Below are 18,276 nucleotides of genomic sequence, written 5' to 3' on the forward strand. Positions count from 1 at the left end.
GTAAAAATCCACACAAGTTGTTCTTCATAATCTCTTAATGATCTTCTTGCTGATTCGTCACCAGCAAGCTAGGTCGGCTATATTACACTGAATTTCTAAAGTGTCAATCCGTAATTCAAATTAATTTAAACTTATCAAACAAAACCCAATCTTAACACTTCGTGCTAAGTTACTGTTTTATCAGAAGTTTTAATCTTCATTACTGCCGATGGATGTGCATTCTACAGGATTTCACACCCAACACAACCCCTTTTTTTAAATAATTCAGCAAAAAACCAACGACTGTTTATTTATTCTACAAAAAGTGCAGGTTTTTCTATTTTTTGATCATAAAACATACACTCCAAGGAGGTTTATAGTGTTTATTTACTTATAAAAGCTATTTCTGGTGGATTTCAGATTTATATTTTAATTTATCTTTTCTTTAGCAAGAAAAATATAGATATCAAGACTGATAAATTATTTATATTTCCCTTTTATATAAATGCTGAGGAACGCATACACTTCACCAAAATAAAATAATACGAAAATGAGAATGCCTCAATATTCCTCCACCCTTAAACGCATCATAATCCTTCTTCAGCAAAAGACATAAAATAAAAAACCCATCTCACCTGCATAAGCTATATTGAGTGAAAAATAAATTGATATAGAGATACAAGTGATTACATAAACAATTATCAAAAAGGCGACTATAAATAATATTGTGTATTTTTTATACTTATTAAATTTTAGGCATAAAAAAACCGCTTAACGCGGTATCTTTTATCTCGACCATCTTTAAGGAGATGGTCGGAGCAGTAGGATTCGAACCTACGACCCCCTGGTCCCAAACCAGGTGCACTACCAGGCTGTGCTATGCTCCGATTTCAACTTTAAAAGTTGGGGTGAATGACGGGATTCGAACCCGCGACAACTGGAATCACAATCCAGGGCTCTACCAACTGAGCTACATCCACCATCATTTTGATTCTTAACATCAAGCGACCAAATGGCGCGCCTGACAGGATTCGAACCTGTGACCATCCGCTTAGAAGGCGGATGCTCTATCCAACTGAGCTACAAGCGCGTTACTGATGCAAACATCATTTGCCTTGAAGAATTGGTCGGAGCAGTAGGATTCGAACCTACGACCCCCTGGTCCCAAACCAGGTGCACTACCAGGCTGTGCTATGCTCCGATTCATCTCAGCTTTCGTATCGAACATCGTTCGGTACGGTGTGCATTCTAGGCGTGACGCCCGGAGACGTCAACACCTATCTTAAAAAAAAACCTAAAAAACGCGCCAAGCGTTTATTTATCAAGCGCTTCAGACATTTTTTATACAAATTTTAACGTTTTAGTCCGGCACTAAAATTCAACATGCGATCTAGAGGCAGTTTTGCGCGTTCAGCCAGTACAGGATCGACATGTACTTCCTGATCCTTATGCTGTAATACATGCAAAATACCATCCAGCTCATTCATTGCCATCCACGGACAATGCGCACAAGAACGACAGGTTGCCCCTTCCCCCGCAGTTGGTGCCTCAATCAGGATTTTATCGGGAACTGCTTGCTGCATTTTATAGAAGATACCACGATCCGTAGCCACAATTAAACGCTGATGTGGCAAAGTCTGTGCGGCTTTAATCAGTTGCGAGGTACTGCCTACTGCATCGGCAATCTCGACTACAGACATGGGGGATTCCGGATGTACCAACACCGCAGCATCGGGATAGAGTGCTTTCATATTGACAATACCGCGTGAACGGAATTCTTCATGCACGATACAGGCACCATCCCAGAGCAACATTTCTGCACCGGTTTTGCTTTGGATATATCGGCCCAAGTGCTGATCCGGCGCCCAGATAATTTTTTCACCGAGACTATCCAGATGTTCAATAATTTCCACTGCACAGCTAGAAGTCACCACCCAATCGGCACGCGCTTTCACCGCTGCGGAAGTATTGGCATACACCACCACGGTATGATCGGGGTGCGCATCGCAAAAAGCTGTAAATTCATCAACCGGACAACCAAGATCCAGTGAACAGGTTGCTTCCAGGGTTGGCATCAGCACGGTTTTATCTGGAGATAAAATTTTTGAGGTTTCACCCATAAATTTCACTCCTGCCACCACCAACGTAGAGGCTGGATGATCGCGACCAAAACGTGCCATTTCCAGAGAATCCGAAACACAACCACCGGTCAACTCAGCCAGTTCTTGCACTTCAGGATCGCAATAATAATGCGCCACCAAAACGGCATCCTGTTTTTCCAGCTCAGCCTTGATTTGTGCAAATTTGTCTAATTTTTCCTGCTGGCTCATTTGATGTTCTTGAGGAACGCCTAAACGATCTAAATGCGCCTGCACAATCGACTTTGCTTCATTGGCTATTAATTTGGTCGCACTATTCATAACAACTCTTACTCTACCCTAATTATCCGTTATGACACGGACATTTACCCTACACCCTAATCACAATTGGCAAAATGCCATTTTTGACCAGTCATTAAAAATCATAAGATATAAAAAAAGCCCCACAACGGAGGCTTTAGAAACGATCTGAATTATGAACGATAATCTGCATTAATCTTGACGTAATCATAAGACAGGTCACAGGTATAGACCGTGTCTTTCGCTGTACCACGTCCAAGATCAACACGAATCGTCATTTCAGCTTGGGCCATCACACCTGCACCAGCTGCTTCAGTATAGTCTGCCGCCGCACCACCATCTTTACAGATTTGTACATCATCTAACCAAACCTGAATTTTTGCAACGTCTAAATTCGGCACACCAGCATAACCAATCGCTGCCAGAATACGCCCCCAGTTTGGATCAGAAGCAAAAATCGCAGTTTTAACCAATGGCGAATGTGCAATGCTATAAGCCACATCACAGCATTCCTGAATATTAGCACCACCTTCTACCGCAACTGTAATAAATTTGGTGGCACCTTCACCATCACGCACAATCAGTTGCGCCAAGCGTTTCATGGTACGCATTAACACATCAAGCACGACTGCATAACGTGGATCTTCAGTCGAAGTAATTTCAGCCCCCCCGCCTTGACCTGTGGCAATCAAGATGCAGGAATCATTGGTTGAAGTATCACCATCGATGGTAATGCGGTTAAACGACACATTTACTGTTTCTGTTAATAACTGCTGAACCAGTTCACGGCTGATTGGAGCATCGGTTGCCACATAACCCAGCATAGTCGCCATATTTGGACGAATCATGCCGGCACCCTTGGAAATACCGGTCATGGTATAGGTGGCACCATCCAGCTCGAACTGCTCTGAAGCGCCTTTCGGTGTAGTATCTGTGGTCATGATTCCCGTTGCAGCATCGACCCAGGCATCATCACGCAATGAGTCTAGCGCAGGTTGTAAACCGCTGAGCAAACGCTCCATTGGCAATTGCTCGCCAATGACACCCGTAGAGAATGGTAAAACTTCAGCAGCCTGTACCCCTGCCAGTTCAGCCAGCTTGGCACAGGTAGCTTCTGCATTTGCCATGCCTGTAGGGCCGGTTCCTGCATTGGCATTGCCGGTATTGATCACCAGGTAACGCGGATTCCCTACCTGTAAATGCGCTTTAGATACATGCACAGGGGCTGCACAGAAGGCATTTTGAGTAAATACCCCTGCAACATTGGAGCCTGCAGCCAGTTCAAATATCACCAGGTCACGTCGGTTCTGATAGCGCACATAGGCTTCAGCCGAACCAATTTTAACCCCTTTCACCACATGCATCTGTGGCATAGATACGTCACCAACTGCCATTTTAAAGTCCAATATTGAAGTTTCGGAAAAATACAGCTTAGTTGATCTGCAACAAAAAATCGAGCCAAAGCCTGAGTCAGCTTGAGATTTATGATGGATTTTCACAATAAAAAACCAGTCATCAAGACTGGTTTCTGCATTTTAAAAAATCGGAGATTTTAATTTTTCGCAAGTTGCCCTGCTTCATTTAATAAAGCCTGCTTCGCTTGCTGCTGACTCGCGGCAGAAAGTGCCGGATTAGATGCCACAATACGATCTGCATTGGCCGCATTGGCCGGTGCGATCGCAGCGGTCTGCAACACAATCGGGCGATTCTGATTGGCAAAGGTATAACGAATCCCGGTACGCGGGCTGGCCACGGTCACTTGTTCATCTGTACGTTGTACTTGAGCTGTAGTAGAACCCACTGCTTGCTGAACTTTATCAAGTGTCGTGGTGGCTGCAGTTTCTGCAAAACTTAAAGCAGGCATGGCCAAAGCGGCAATCATGAGCGTTTTTAATACTTTTTTCATTCAGGTTATTCCACTTTTCGGTGTTGAATGAGCCATTAAATACCATTTAATCCGCAGGACTGCAAATAGTATTCAGTTTCTGAAAAATCTTTATACATAAAAAATCAGAGCCATGTGGCTCTGATTTTCAATATCGCTTAGATTCTGCCATGACACTGTTTATATTTCAGGCCTGAACCACATGGACAAGGTGCATTACGGCTTGCCGGCGCTTCAAAGACTGGCGCTACCGGATTTGCCTCAGCATTTTGTTCAGTCGTATTTTCATGTTCATCTGCCAGTAAACCGTCGAACTCATCATGAGATAACTGCAAACGCATTGCCTCAGCCTGTGCCAGCTGCTGCGCTTCCATTTCAGCCAGCTCTTCAGGTGTTGGAACATGAATACGCGATAAATCTGTAACGACATCCGATTTGATGACACCCAGCATATTCACAAACAGGTTATAGGCTTCTTTTTTATATTCCTGCTCTGGATTTTTCTGTGCATAGCCACGTAAATGGATGCCCTGACGCAAGTAATCCATCGCTGCCAGATGTTCTTTCCAGTAACGATCCAGAGAATTCAGCATAAAGTGACGTTCAAGCGATGCTGCAGATTCCGCACCCATTTGTTCACGACGTGAACGGTAACGATTCAGTACTTCATCGCTAATACGCACCACCAATGCCTCTTCATCGAGACGACGGTCCTGTTCCAGCCATTGTGCGATAGGAAGATCCAGTGACATGTCTTCACGCAAGGCCAATTCCAGACCTTCAATATCCCACTGGTCATGAATCGACTCAGGCGGAATATAATTGGCAATTACACCCTGCATCACTTCACGGATCATTTCTTCAATATAATCTTGCAGCGAATTTTCTGCCAGAATGTCATCACGCTGACTATAAATAATCTTACGCTGTTCGTTATTCACGTCATCGTATTTCAGCAAGTTCTTACGAATATCGAAGTTACGTGCTTCGACTTTACGCTGTGCATTCTCAATCGAGCGAGACACCATTTTGTGTTCAATCGCTTCATCTTCCTGCAAGCCCATGGCACGCATCATACCCACCACACGGTCACCGGCGAAAATACGCATCAAGTCATCTTCAAGCGACAGGTAGAAACGCGATACACCCGGATCCCCCTGACGGCCTGCACGACCACGCAACTGGTTATCGATACGGCGTGATTCATGACGTTCAGAACCGATAATATGCAAGCCACCCGAATCCAGAACAGATTGATGATTAACATCCCATTCCGCTTTCAGACGCGCTTCGTCATCGCTTGTCGGATTTTCAATTTTGGCCAGCAATGCTTTCCAGTTACCACCCAGCAGAATATCGGTACCACGCCCCGCCATGTTGGTAGCAATGGTTACGGCACGCGGCGCACCAGCTTGCGCAATAATATCCGCTTCACGTTCGTGCTGTTTGGCATTCAGTACTTCGTGGGTAATGCCCGCAGCTTTCAGCTTATCGGATAGAATCTCAGATGCTTCGATGGTTGCCGTACCAATCAAGATTGGCGCAACACCGGCTTCATGCACACGCTGAATTTCTTGAATAATCGCGTTATATTTGCCTTCACGATTTAAATAGATTAAATCGTTCTGGTCATCACGGATCATTGGACGATGGGTCGGAATCAGCACCACATCCAGACCATAAATTTCTTTCATTTCCGCGGCTTCAGTATCAGCAGTACCGGTCATACCCGATAATTTTTTATACAGACGGAAATAGTTCTGGAATGTTGTGGTTGCCAGGGTCTGGTTCTCTGGTTGAATTTCCAGACCTTCTTTGGCTTCTACCGCCTGATGCAAACCTTCAGACCAACGACGGCCCGGCATGGTACGACCGGTATTTTCATCAACGATAATCACTTCACCATCATTGATGATGTATTGCACGTTACGTTGATATAAATAATGGGCACGAATTGCCGCAGTCACATGATGCAACAGATTCAGGTTCGACGCTGAATACAAGCTCTCGCCTTCTGCCAACAAGCCCATTTCAATCAGTTCACTTTCAATGGTTTCAAAACCCACTTCAGTAATTTCAACTGAACGCTGTTTTTCATCAATCCAGAAGTGACCGCCATCCGGCACTTTCTCTTCTTTCTGTGCCTGTAATTTTGGTGGAATATTATTAATGGCTGCATAAAGCTGTGAAGAATCTTCACTTTGACCGGAAATAATCAGCGGAGTACGTGCTTCATCAATCAGGATCGAATCGACCTCATCAATAATCGCATAGGTTAAACCACGCTGCTTTTTCTCAGCCAGCGAGAACACCATGTTGTCACGCAGGTAATCAAAGCCAAATTCGTTATTGGTACCGTAGGTAATATCGGCACGATAAGCTTCCGCTTTTTCCATCGGATTTTGCATGGAATAAATAATCCCGATGCTTAAACCCAAAAATTCAAATAATGGACGGTTGAGCTCGGCATCACGTTGTGCCAGGTAATCGTTCACGGTAATGACATGCACACCCTGACCGCTGATGGCATTCAGGTAACAGGCCAAGGTACCCATCAGGGTTTTACCCTCACCGGTACGCATCTCTGCAATTTTACCTTCGTGCAAGGTAATACCACCGATCAGCTGCACGTCATAATGACGCATGCCCATGACCCGCTTGGCGGCTTCACGACAGACTGCAAATGCTTCAGGCAATAATTTATCGAGGTTTTCACCCTTATTATATCGTTGTTTGAATTCTTCAGTTTTTGCAGATAAGTCTGCATCGCTAAGGGTAGATATCGTCGGCTCGAGCACATTAATCTTGTCTACGATTTTACGCATGCGTTTGAGTTCGCGCTCATTTTTGGTACCGAAGATTCCTCCGATCAGACTTGCCAACATGAATAGACTCTCTAAATCTTGCTTGTCAAATGAATATGTTCTTAGTCGTTATTATGGTGCTAGAAATTTGAACTACAAGGGTTTTGCTATAAAACCGCTGAAAAAAATCTGATCCTGAGTTCTAGCCCCGAGATCTAAGGCAAAGTAATGTAGCAAACTTTAGCTGTGCAATATAGTCAATTAGACGACTGATTTGTTTGATTCTAGATAGATAAAACAAATCACTTATGCTATTTATTCATAAAGAAAGCTAAAAACACTATTTTTAATCATAAAAAAATTAGTTCATATTAAATCTCATCTCTACATTAAAAGACCAATTGAGGCAAAAAGATGAGTTTACGTCTAGGCGACACCGCACCGAATTTTGAACAGCAATCCAGTGAAGGCCTGATTAATTTTTATGATTTTCTGGGCGATAGCTGGGGCATTTTATTTTCACATCCGGCGGACTATACGCCGGTATGTACTACTGAACTTGGTTATACCGCAAAGTTGAAAGATGAATTTGAAAAACGTGGTGTCAAAGCCATTGCCTTATCGGTTGATGATGTTGAATCGCATCATGGCTGGATTAAAGACATCAATGAAACGCAAAATACCACGGTCAATTTTCCGATCATTGCCGATCAGAATCGTAAAGTGTCTGAACTATATGACTTTATTCACCCGAATGCCAGTGAAACGCTCACAGTTCGCTCTTTGGTGGTCATCGATCCAAACAAAAAAGTCCGTTTGATTATTACCTATCCGGCATCGACGGGTCGTAATTTCCATGAAATCTTGCGTGTGGTGGATTCATTGCAACTCACCGACAGCCATAAAGTCGCAACACCTGCCAATTGGCAGCATGGCGATGATGTGGTGATTGTGCCATCGCTAAAAGATGAGACTGAAATTGCACAACGTTTTCCTAAAGGGTATACCGCGGTCACGCCTTACCTGCGCTTAACGCCACATCCTGAGTGAGGATCAGCAAGGCACTGCTTCGCCCTGAGGAATATATTCCGCAAGAAGACGAGAAGCTACGCTTCGAGTGACACAAATTAAAAGGACTCCTTTTTAATTTTGCGCAACACAAGTGAAGTGCGCAGTAATAGATAAGCAGAGCACTGCTCTGTTCATAAAGAATATGTATAAGTACATCCACTCTTAACGTTGATGTATCTATATAAAAAGCAGCAAGATTAAAACTGAATTTCTAACCCGAATGACGTGCCGGTTTCGAAGTTCATCACCAGCCTATCTTTAGATAGGCTTTTTTAATCCTGAGAGTTTTGTCACCTTTTTAATTTTTGCTCCCCAATAAAAATGGATCCAGGCATAACCTGAATCCATTTTAAACCAAAGTACAGTAATACGCTGTCTTAGTTACGCTTATCTAAAGGCACCCAGTCAATCACCCAGGCAGATTTCATATTCAGACTGTCATCTGCAGCGATTTTTTTACGCGAAGCATCAGCAGTTTCCCGATCCTTTGATGGACCGACCATGATACGAATCCCTTTAGAGGTTGGACTCTTGGTCACTTTATAACCCTTGGCACGCAGTTTTGCCGCAACCGCATCTGCATTGGCTTCATTGGCTGCCAGTGCGACCTGCACCATCCACTGCTTGTCACTTTCACCTTCCAGCAATTTACGTGCCTGCTCAGCTTCTGCTTTCTTTTTGGCGTCTTCTGCTGCCTTTTTCTTGGCTTCTTCAGCCTTACGTTTGTCTTCGGCTTTACGTTTTTCTTCGGCGGCTTTACGTTCAGCTTCTTTCTTCTCGGCTGCCTTACGCTCTTCCTCAGCCTTACGTTTTGCCTCAGCCGTCTTACGTTCTGCTTCGGCTTTTTGCTGTTGCTCCAATTTACGTTTTTCTTCAGCCGCTTTGCTTTCAGCGGCTTTACGCTCCGCTTCTTTCTTGGCCGCTTCAGTTGAACTGTTGGCTTTTTGCTGCTCAAGCTTCTGCAGGGCTAGCTTTTTGTCTTGTGCAGCCTTTTCTTCAGCCAAGCGTTTCTGTTTGGCCTGTTCGTCTTCGACCAGTTCTGGTGGAATATTATCCGAGCTTTGCTGTCCCATACGATGCGCATTAAGTGCAGCATATTCTTCAGCCGCTTTACGCGCCGCATCTGCTTCTGCCTGCTGCTGCATCGCTAAAAATTCAGCTGCACGAGCCTCCTGCTCTGCCACAGATTTTTCCCGATCACGGCGTTGCTGTTCAAGTAAACGCTTTTCTGTTTCCACATCGACCGTCAAGGAACCCAGCGAATGATTCACTGCATCCTTCGTTTCCACTTCAGCAACCTGTGCCGGTTTCTGCTGACGGTCCTGCTTGATTTCATCTTGACCTTTCAGGAGTAATGCTGCCAATAAAACACCACCACCGAGTAAAACAACACCGCCCATCCAGCGCTGTTTGTTATTCATTGACATTCTTCCAAATACTCCCATACCGCTTCTAAGGTATGAAATGATCCACATACCAAAATCAGCTGATTATTATCTGTTTGATCCAGTGCTGATTTAAAAGCTAATTTCACATTGTCAAATTGTTCTACCGCCTCACCGCCTAGAGCCTCAGCTAAAACTGTGAGCTCTGCCGCACGTGGGACGGATAATGGTGCAATTTTCCACAATTGAACCGTGTCTTTCAATAACTTGGTGACAGAATTTATATCTTTATCTGCCAACATTGAAAACACACAAACGATATTTTTATAGTTTTGATTGTAATTTAAATAGTTTCGCAACTGTTTCAGCAGAAACTCGACCCCATGCGGATTATGTCCGGCATCAAAAATCACGGTTTTATTCTGGATTTGACAGACTTCAAAACGTCCCGGCAACTTTGCAGTCTGAATCCCTTGTGCAATCGCCTGCTGACTGACCGTTAAACCGCTCAGCAAAATTGCAGCCACAGCGGTGGAAATATTATCCAGCGCCAACGATCCTGTAGGAAGTTTTAAGGTCGTACCCGAAGAGGCAAAGGCCCAAGACTGGCCATCTGCACATGCTTCATAGAAATAATCACGATTCACCGCATATAAGGGCGCGTTGCATTGCTGAGTTTTAGCTAAAATGGCTTGTGGAATCTGTTGCTGTCCACCAAACACCACCGGAATATTCGGCCGGATAATTCCGGCTTTTTCAAAGGCAATTTTCTCGATGCTATCACCGAGCCAATCGGTATGATCCAGACCAATATTGGTAATCACTGCTACATCTGGATTAACCACATTAACCACATCCAGACGACCGCCCAGACCGACTTCCAGCACCCAGACATCACATAACTGATCTTTAAAAATCACAAAAGCTGCCAAAGTGGTCGCTTCAAAGAAAGACAGGCTCAAATCACATTCGCGACGAGCCTGATCCACCTGAACAAAAGCATCCACCAACAACTGATCTTCAACTTCAATGCCGCGCAGTTTTACCCGCTCATTGAAACGGTACACGTGTGGAGATTGATACAGTCCGACCTTGAAGCCTTGTGCATTCAAAATCGCAGCCAGTGTGGTGGTGGTTGAACCCTTACCATTGGTTCCAGCCACCGTCAGCACTTTGGCCGCCGGACGTGTCACACCGAGCTTTTCAGCCACCGGAATAACCCGTTCCAGACCTAAATCAATACCCGTAACGTGAACATGGCTCCAATAATCGAGCCATGTACTTAAAGAATCTGTTGCTAGCGGTGCTGTGTTCAATGCAGGTTCATCAATTTCGTAACAATACGGTAAACTGTATCACGTAATGCGTGACGGTGAACAATCTGATCGATTACCCCATGATCAAGCAAATATTCCGCGCGCTGGAACGGTTCTTCCAGTTTTTCACGGACAGTTTGTTCGATCACTCGTTTACCGGCAAAGCCAATCATCGCCTTCGGTTCAGCCAGATGTACATCACCCAGCATCGCCAATGATGCAGTGACACCACCGTATACCGGATGCGTCAATACCACCACATAAGGCAGGCCTGCTTCTTTTAAACGCTGGATAGCAGCCGAAGTACGTGCCATTTGCATCAAGGACAACATGCCTTCCTGCATACGTGCACCGCCTGAAGCAGCAAAGCAGATCAAGGGCTGACGGGCTTCAATCGCACGCTCTGCCGCCTGAACAAAACGGTCACCGACCACTGTCCCCATAGAGCCGCCCATGAAATCGAATTCAAATGCACAGGCAATCATTGGGACATCTTTTAGCAGGCCTTGAATCACGACCAACGCTTCGGTTTCGCCGGTTTTCTTTTGCGCTTCTGCCATACGCTCTGGATAAGCTTTGCTATCGACAAACTTTAACGGATCTTTAGCCTTAAACTCCTGACCCAGTTCAGTCTGTACCTGGTCAAAGAACCAGTTCAGGCGATCACGGGCTTTCATGCGTAAATGCTCATCACACTGCGGACAAACATAGGCATTGAATGACATCGCGGTACGGGTCACCAAAGCATGACATTCAGGACACTCGACCGTAGGCTCGGTAAATGTCGCTTTATAGATCGTTTGCTCATCAGGTACATGAATGCCTGGAACAATGCGTTCCGTCCATGGGGTCGATGGGCTCAGAATTTTGCCTGATTTCACGGGTTGACTCATACTATAACTCATCGAGCGCTGCTCGAAGCTCCTTGACTTTATTCACCGTCGCAATAACGGCTTGTTCTGGTGCAAGCGTTGCAAACTGCTTTACAAACGCACTTCCCACAATAACTGCATCGGCAGCAACACCCATCGCTTTCGCAGATGCAGCATCGCTGATACCGAAACCTACGCCTACAGGAACATCAGTCACAGCTTTAATCTTTTGAATGCGGGCAGCGGCTTCAGAGACATCTAAAGTTGCTGCACCGGTCACGCCTTTCAAGGATACATAGTAGATAAAGCCAGTGGCCTGTTTCGCTACGTGTTGAATACGTGCATCGGTTGAAGTGGGTGCCAGCAGGAAAATCTGATCCATGTCATATTTTTCCAGTACTTCACCCAGACTTTGTGCTTCCTCTGGCGGTAAGTCCACCAGCAGCACGCCATCTACTCCACATTCGTAAGCATAAGCCACAAACTTTTCATAGCCAATCACTTCGACCGGATTCAGATAACCCATCAGCACCACAGGTGTTTCGCGATCTTTCAAGCGAAATTCTTTCACCATGTGCAGTGCGTCCAAAGTATTGGTACCGCCTGCCAGCGCACGTTCAGCCGCTAAAGCAATTACGGGACCATCTGCCATCGGGTCTGAGAAAGGAAGACCCAGCTCAATCACATCGACACCCGCCTCTACCATTGCATGGAGCAAAGGTACAGTGACCTCTGGATGCGGATCACCAGCCATCACATAAGAAACTAAAGCTTTACGCTGTTGAGATTTAAGTTGTTCAAATCGTGTGGCTAAACGTGACATAGGGCTGAGCTTTCCTTAACGTGTTTCAAACTTGAGGCATTGACTATGTAAAAATACAAGACGTCGCATTGTAACGCTATTTTTTGTCCAATGAACAGTCTGCGATACCGACCTCGAGTATTTCATTTCCTGTACGAAGATTTCAAAACAATTCGGAAGGGTCTATTTACGATTATTTTGATTTTTTTCACAATGATCAAAGATGCCTAATTTTGCTATTAGCTAAAATCCTGAATATTTAGATAAACTTATTTTTATCATGCAAAAATTAATAAAAATGCAGATGTTAGCGCATTCATTTAAAGTTTTCTGAAATTGCAAAACCTGCTTTATACTAGTCCTATTCTCTTACTTTTTTATCTCCTATGCAGACTGATTCTGAGGCTACAGTGCAGGCACGCGCCATTGCACTGCTGCCGCTTATTGTATTTTTAACCCTATTTTTGGGTAGCGGGATCTATCATTCCCTGATTGGAACCGAATTTGCGTTCTATCAGGTGAAAGCGCCTGTTGCTGCCCTGCCTGCGATTATTTTGGCTGCATTGGTGTATCGCGGCAAACTCAATCAGGGCATTGAAGCCTTTCTAAAAGGGGCCAGTCATCCGAACTTAATTTTGATGTTTATGGTGTTTATGCTGGCCGGTGCCTTTGCCAGTGTCAGCAGTGCGATTGGCAGTGTGGATGCCACGGTACAACTGGGCCTGTCGATTATTCCGCCTGAATTTATCTTGCCGATGCTGTTTATCATCTCGGCATTTATTGCCACGGCGATGGGCACCTCCATGGGCACCATTGCAGCTTGTGCCCCGATTGCCTTTGGTTTTACCCAGGTCACCGATATTAATGTGATCTACGCCATTGGTGCAGTCGTAGGCGGTGCCATGTTCGGTGACAACCTTTCCATGATTTCAGATACCACCATTGCAGCCACCACCAGCCAGCGGGTGCAATTACGTGACAAGTTTAAAGTCAATGTCTGGATTGCTGTACCGGCCTCTATCAGCACCATTGTGATTTATATTTTAAGTACAGGCAGCTCCAGCCCCGTAGAATATAAAGATTTTAACTGGTTACTGGTCTTACCTTATATTGCGGTCTTTGTTTTGGCTTTTAGTCGCCTGCATGTCCTCGCAGTACTGACCATTGGTGTTTTGCTTTCGGGTCTGTTCGGTCTGTTTGCGACGCCTGAATTTAACCTGCTCAAGCTGAATACTTCGATTTATGACGGCTTTGTCGGCATGTTTGAAGTGGCATTACTGTCCATGTTTCTGGCGGGTCTGTCAGCGATCATGCAACGTGAAGGTGGTTTACGCTGGCTAATCGAGCGCATTTATAGCCTGACCCGTCTGTTTAAAGTTGGGCAGCAAAGGGCCGGCGAAATCGGGATCAGCTTTCTGGTGGTATTTTCAAATATCTTTGTGGCCAATAATACCGTCGCAATTATTCTGTCGGGTGATATGGCACGTGAAGTCGCCAAAGAATACGGCGTGGATCCCAAGCGTTCTGCAGCACTGATGGATATTTTCTCCTGCGTGGCACAAGGTCTGATTCCTTATGGTGCACAGTTGCTCCTCGCCTGCTCGATTGCAAAAATCTCACCGGTTGAACTGATTGGCGGCTTGTACTATTGCTGGATTCTGGCCATCTTCGCAATTGCTGCGATTGCGTTGAGATTCCCCAACCTTAAAGCAACCGCTTAATCTCTGTATCATCCTCACATCAAAAAGCGATCTGATTGGGTCGCTTTTTTATTGCTGTGCATGCTTTAACTGTTTCTTGCGCTGGAACAAAGTCTGTCCGGTGGCTGCTTTATAGGCGCGGGCCAAGGCCGACTGGTCGGAATAATCCAGCGCTTCAGCAATCTCGCTCAGACTAAGCCCCTGCTGTAACAAAATCTCACAGCGTTTGATGCGCTGCTGTTGCAGCAGTTTTTTAAATGAAGTTTGATATATGCTGAATAAGCGTTGCAAGCTTCGGGTCGACATCCACAACTGCTGGGCAAGCTGCTCAATTTTGATCGCCTGTTGCCTGGTTCGCAACTGTTCGGCAATGATTTGCTGTGCTTGCTGCAAGGTATTTTCAACAGGTGCTTTTGCTGCAATCGCCTGTTCCGCCTGAAGAGTCAGCAACTGCAACAGCATCGGATCTGCCTGCTCAGACCCATGACCTAGCCCCTGTACATCCAGTTCCAGAGCATAATAATCTTGAGAAAACTGAACCTCACAGGCAAAGAATTTTTGATAATGCATTTGTGCCATTTCAGCTGCATGAGCCAGTCGTACACAACGCAATAAAAGTGGCTGCTCTTGCAAAATAACCCGTCCCAGTTGCACCATTGCTGCCATGGTGAGCTCATTTAACAAATTATATTTTCCATCTAAATAGTCCCAATAGAGTTCCATACTGTGTTCATGCTGCTTCAACTGTAAAGGCACGAATTCACTGCCATCAATCACCAGCCGCTGAAAGCGCATGCTATAGCCGATCATTTCCGCGACACTACTGCTACGTGAAACCATATAACCCAGTACACCAAAATGCTCAGGACGAATGACCTGCACGATTTCAAAAATCAGCTGCGGACAGTTCAGATGTTGCCGGGTAGTTAAAATAATATGATTCAACAATTCCAAAGGTACTTGTGTATCAAAAGGCTGATCGATGAGGGTCACAAGCGAGTCATGCACATCTTGCAGAAAGTCGGCAGTTAAGGGTTCAATCCCCAAATCACGCAAATAAGTCGCCCAGAGCTGAAGATAACCATTGGATATTTTTATGTCTTGCATGTGCGATTCTCGCTGGCAGCTATAATCTGACCAGTTTTATTTTCATTTGGCATAAAATGTATAAAAATTGGCAAGCTCTGTCAAAACAATGGCGAGATTCGCCGACATACTGTCAGCATCGTCACAAAAAAGAATCTACAAGATGAACGCCATATTAAAATCCGCCCTACAGCCTGTGGTTCGCACCCAACTTGATTTTAAACTGGATGAAATTCCACGTTACTGGTTCGGCGGCGACCCCTTCATGACGCGCATGTTCGATGCCCTGAGCCTGACCTTTCCAGACGGCGAGCGCTATTTTATTCAGAGTGTCCGCCTGTTCCGCGATCAGATCCAAGACCCGGAGCTGCAACAACGTGTCGCGGATTTTATCCGCCAGGAAGCCCAGCACGGCATCGCGCATGACAAAATGAATCAGTTGATGCGCGAGCAAGGCATGCCTGTAGACCAATTTATTGAACGTTTAAATAAAATTTTCAATTATGATCTGAAGCACCGTTCACCCCAGTTTAATATTGCCATTACCGCTGCGGCAGAGCATTTAACGGCGCTTATGGCAGAAACTTTTTATGGACAAAAACAGACCCTGAAAGATGCCCATCCTTTTGTACGGGCATTATTGGCCTGGCATGCCATTGAGGAAATGGAACACCGCGATGTAGCTTTCGATGTGATGAAAAATGTGGCTAAAACCCCAGAATTTACCCGTCGAGCCACCTTAGTCAGCACGACCATTTTAATGTTTAGTTTTACCGTCTACCGTGCCAATGTCATGCTGAAACATGATGGCTTTAGTCTCTTGCAACGCTTGCAGATGAATCTCAAGAGCTTACCCTGGTTTTTTGGCCCAAAAGGCACATTGACCCGAATGGGCAAACAGTATCGAGACTGGTTTAAAAAAGACTTTCATCCGAGTCAGCACCCAGTGATTGCCCAATACGAGGTCTGGATCAACACCCTAAATGAAACCGGCGATCCGATTCAAGCCGGTGAAGCCTTCTGGCAGGCCGCGAAAGACTAAACGTGAGCATCGCTTAAATCAAAAAACCTTCATTAACTTGAAGGCTTTTTGATTTAAGATGATTTACCATTTGGCATAATGCTGCTCAAGCAAGGCATATTCATTCAGTAAAATAATTTCCTGATCATCCTGCTGAATGGTGCCACAGACTTTGGCCTGCCACTGGCTAAACTGGCTGCCGACCAGACGCAAATTCAGATTTTCATAACGTCGCCAGCCTGTGCTTACAGTCAGATTTAGCTTTTCATCTAGCGATTGAATCGTCCATTGAGTTTCGGATGCCTGCTGAAAGAGCACATCAGCCAATGGATAAATTTTTCCGTTGATCCACAAACAGTTTTCATTACCAAAGCTTTCGTTAACACCGGATGCTAAATTAATTCCAATCCGCTGATTGGTCGCATCCCAAAAGTTACACGACAACCAAAACCAGGCAGTTTCTGGACGTAGAAAACCACAGGTGTCATCCAGCAAGGCAAAAGTTCGTTCGTTAAATTGAATCTTTTGTTTTTGTTTATTTAGAAAATAGCCTTCACAACCTAAGGTCGTGAGCTTTTGCGTATAAGTCCAACCATTAATACCAGTTGGGCTACACATACTTAAAGGATCGGTTCCTGCACAAAAGATTCGTGCACTGAGCTGAATTTCGCCGTATTTACTGACCTTGATATAGCGCACACCGTTGGCATGCTGAATATCGACCTGAAAAGGCGATTTATGAAAATAACTGTGATTGAATAATGGTTGTTCATCCAGCACAGTATGGCGAGACAGGAAATTAATCGCATTCCATTCCAGAACGTCATTGGTCATATGGTTGTAGACATAGACAAAACTGTGCCCTGCCCATGCAATATCGGCAATCGCCAGCCCAATGGTATAATGTTCGTGCTGAATACTACAAAATTTGAATTTCTTATATTTTAGATGCTTACGCCAGCCTGACAGCACCTGACCATAAGGGTTCTTGTATTGATATGCCTGATAGTCAATACTTTTTGGAAGTTCCTTGAAACGTCCATAGTGCGGTTGTCCATTTGCCTGAATTAAATCCATTTAAGATGTTCCATCTCAGTCAAAAGCTGTTTTTCCTTTCCGGTATTATGCAGATTATTGAACTTTGATAAAGATTTTTTTTAAGTCACTCGTCGAATCCTGACACTCAGCCACGCTATAGCCCTATGCTTCAGTTTTAAATCGTGAGATAGGTATTTTCCCAGCGATTCGCACTAAAATGTCCCTCCACCAGCTGTACATATCGGCCATACACCTGATCAATCGCAATGCAATCATCGACATCCAGCACCCGGTCAGTATGCTGTTTTTGCCAGTGCTTGGCGAAATAAGCTTTACCGCGCTGTTTTGCCACCATGGCATTCTGTGCCACCACCAGCACATAACGGTGCAGCTCACCAAATTCACGTGGATCATAACCACCTAAATTAATCAGCCAAAGCTTTTCGGCAGCCTGATTCGGGGCAGCATCGCTAAATTGAACGTGATAATTTTTGCCCTCGAACTCCAGTCCATTAATTTGCGCCCAGGCATCAATATGCAGCCCTTTTTGCTCGGCAAACCAGGCATTTTTCAGTTGAGGATAGGTTTCTTCCAGAGTTTCGCCTACTGCCAGTACCACATCATGAACTTCTGTATTGGCACGGGCATGACGGCCACCAAGCATCACAATAAATAAACTGGGCATTCGATTTCCTTATTTCGCTGCAATTTTAAGAATGATTTGATCAATACTTAGAAGTATATCGCAAAGTAATTCCATGATATTGAGGTGGCGATTCGTCAAGGCAAACTTCCTCAATTGACCCGAAGAAACTGCCCCGAAATAGCATCTGATCACTCAACATTCATTTGTATTTCGGAATCATCACGATCCCGCCCAATGCTCAAAAACTCATCTTCAGTGAATACAATCTGGTA

At 44.9% G+C, this 18,276-nt stretch carries 14 protein-coding genes and 4 tRNA genes; 3 read left to right on the forward strand and 15 right to left on the reverse strand.

Features of this window, described 5'->3' with window-relative positions; translation table 11 throughout:
* Positions 1 to 789: 789 nt before the first annotated feature.
* The 8 genes from FTU42_RS12025 to secA all read right to left on the reverse strand — a co-directional run bounded on the left by FTU42_RS12025 (position 790) and on the right by secA (position 7,148).
* Positions 790 to 866: transfer RNA gene (locus FTU42_RS12025), tRNA-Pro, on the reverse strand.
* 17 nt (positions 867 to 883) lie between these two features.
* Positions 884 to 959 (reverse strand) — tRNA-His (locus tag FTU42_RS12030).
* A 33-nt stretch (positions 960 to 992) separates the two neighbouring features.
* Positions 993 to 1,069 (reverse strand) — tRNA-Arg (locus FTU42_RS12035).
* 34 nt (positions 1,070 to 1,103) lie between these two features.
* Positions 1,104 to 1,180, reverse strand: a tRNA-Pro gene (locus FTU42_RS12040).
* Positions 1,181 to 1,331: 151 nt separating this feature from the next.
* The gene (nadA, locus tag FTU42_RS12045) at positions 1,332 to 2,399 is read right to left on the reverse strand and encodes a quinolinate synthase NadA (protein WP_159516630.1); all 1,068 of its coding nucleotides are present in this window, start codon (positions 2,397 to 2,399) and stop codon (positions 1,332 to 1,334) included.
* A 152-nt stretch (positions 2,400 to 2,551) separates the two neighbouring features.
* A complete protein-coding gene (argJ, locus tag FTU42_RS12050; protein WP_074383508.1) occupies positions 2,552 to 3,772 on the reverse strand; it encodes a bifunctional glutamate N-acetyltransferase/amino-acid acetyltransferase ArgJ in 1,221 nt (406 codons plus the stop codon).
* Between the two features lie 158 nt (positions 3,773 to 3,930).
* On the reverse strand, positions 3,931 to 4,284 hold the full coding sequence (locus FTU42_RS12055) for a hypothetical protein (RefSeq protein ID WP_005098054.1): 354 nt from the start codon (positions 4,282 to 4,284) through the stop codon (positions 3,931 to 3,933).
* A 137-nt stretch (positions 4,285 to 4,421) separates the two neighbouring features.
* Positions 4,422 to 7,148, reverse strand: a complete 2,727-nt coding sequence (secA, locus tag FTU42_RS12060) for a preprotein translocase subunit SecA (RefSeq protein ID WP_180083448.1) — start codon at positions 7,146 to 7,148, stop codon at positions 4,422 to 4,424.
* A 333-nt stretch (positions 7,149 to 7,481) separates the two neighbouring features.
* Here secA and FTU42_RS12065 point away from each other — a divergent pair, with 333 nt between their 5' ends.
* Complete coding sequence (locus tag FTU42_RS12065; protein ID WP_179999638.1) at positions 7,482 to 8,117, forward strand: peroxiredoxin; 636 nt, start codon at positions 7,482 to 7,484, stop codon at positions 8,115 to 8,117.
* 398 nt (positions 8,118 to 8,515) lie between these two features.
* Here the strand turns inward: FTU42_RS12065 and FTU42_RS12070 are convergent, their stop codons facing one another.
* Genes FTU42_RS12070 through trpA form a run of 4 tightly spaced genes read right to left on the reverse strand, consistent with a single transcriptional unit; the run spans position 8,516 to position 12,534 of the window.
* The gene (locus FTU42_RS12070) at positions 8,516 to 9,565 is read right to left on the reverse strand and encodes an SPOR domain-containing protein (protein WP_373683527.1); all 1,050 of its coding nucleotides are present in this window, start codon (positions 9,563 to 9,565) and stop codon (positions 8,516 to 8,518) included.
* Entirely contained in the window at positions 9,556 to 10,839 is a 1,284-nt protein-coding gene (gene folC / locus FTU42_RS12075; protein ID WP_180083449.1) for a bifunctional tetrahydrofolate synthase/dihydrofolate synthase, read from the reverse strand. Before folC ends, FTU42_RS12070 begins: the two co-directional genes overlap by 10 nt.
* Complete coding sequence (gene accD, locus FTU42_RS12080; RefSeq protein ID WP_034608357.1) at positions 10,836 to 11,732, reverse strand: acetyl-CoA carboxylase, carboxyltransferase subunit beta; 897 nt, start codon at positions 11,730 to 11,732, stop codon at positions 10,836 to 10,838. The genes folC and accD overlap by 4 nt, the downstream gene beginning before the upstream one ends.
* 1 nt (position 11,733) lies before the next feature.
* Complete coding sequence (gene trpA / locus FTU42_RS12085) at positions 11,734 to 12,534, reverse strand: tryptophan synthase subunit alpha (protein WP_005098062.1); 801 nt, start codon at positions 12,532 to 12,534, stop codon at positions 11,734 to 11,736.
* Positions 12,535 to 12,899: 365 nt separating this feature from the next.
* Here trpA and FTU42_RS12090 point away from each other — a divergent pair, with 365 nt between their 5' ends.
* Positions 12,900 to 14,234 carry a Na+/H+ antiporter NhaC family protein gene (locus FTU42_RS12090; RefSeq protein ID WP_180083450.1) on the forward strand — a complete coding sequence of 445 codons (1,335 nt, stop codon included), beginning with the start codon at positions 12,900 to 12,902 and terminating at the stop codon, positions 14,232 to 14,234.
* Between the two features lie 48 nt (positions 14,235 to 14,282).
* Here the strand turns inward: FTU42_RS12090 and FTU42_RS12095 are convergent, their stop codons facing one another.
* Positions 14,283 to 15,320 carry an AraC family transcriptional regulator gene (locus tag FTU42_RS12095; RefSeq protein ID WP_159516634.1) on the reverse strand — a complete coding sequence of 346 codons (1,038 nt, stop codon included), beginning with the start codon at positions 15,318 to 15,320 and terminating at the stop codon, positions 14,283 to 14,285.
* A gap of 142 nt (positions 15,321 to 15,462) precedes the next feature.
* On the opposite strand from FTU42_RS12095, the gene FTU42_RS12100 reads away from it, so the two are divergent.
* Positions 15,463 to 16,341, forward strand: coding sequence for a metal-dependent hydrolase (locus FTU42_RS12100; RefSeq protein ID WP_180083451.1), 879 nt, complete (start codon positions 15,463 to 15,465; stop codon positions 16,339 to 16,341).
* Positions 16,342 to 16,404: 63 nt separating this feature from the next.
* Here the strand turns inward: FTU42_RS12100 and FTU42_RS12105 are convergent, their stop codons facing one another.
* The gene (locus tag FTU42_RS12105) at positions 16,405 to 17,397 is read right to left on the reverse strand and encodes a DUF2804 domain-containing protein (protein WP_180083452.1); all 993 of its coding nucleotides are present in this window, start codon (positions 17,395 to 17,397) and stop codon (positions 16,405 to 16,407) included.
* 136 nt (positions 17,398 to 17,533) lie between these two features.
* Positions 17,534 to 18,043 carry a DUF1543 domain-containing protein gene (locus FTU42_RS12110; protein ID WP_100329831.1) on the reverse strand — a complete coding sequence of 170 codons (510 nt, stop codon included), beginning with the start codon at positions 18,041 to 18,043 and terminating at the stop codon, positions 17,534 to 17,536.
* Positions 18,044 to 18,276 lie beyond the last annotated feature (233 nt).

The sequence above is a fragment of the Acinetobacter sp. YH12102 genome, from assembly GCF_013419125.1.
In the GTDB taxonomy this organism is placed as follows: Bacteria; Pseudomonadota; Gammaproteobacteria; order Pseudomonadales; family Moraxellaceae; genus Acinetobacter; species Acinetobacter pseudolwoffii.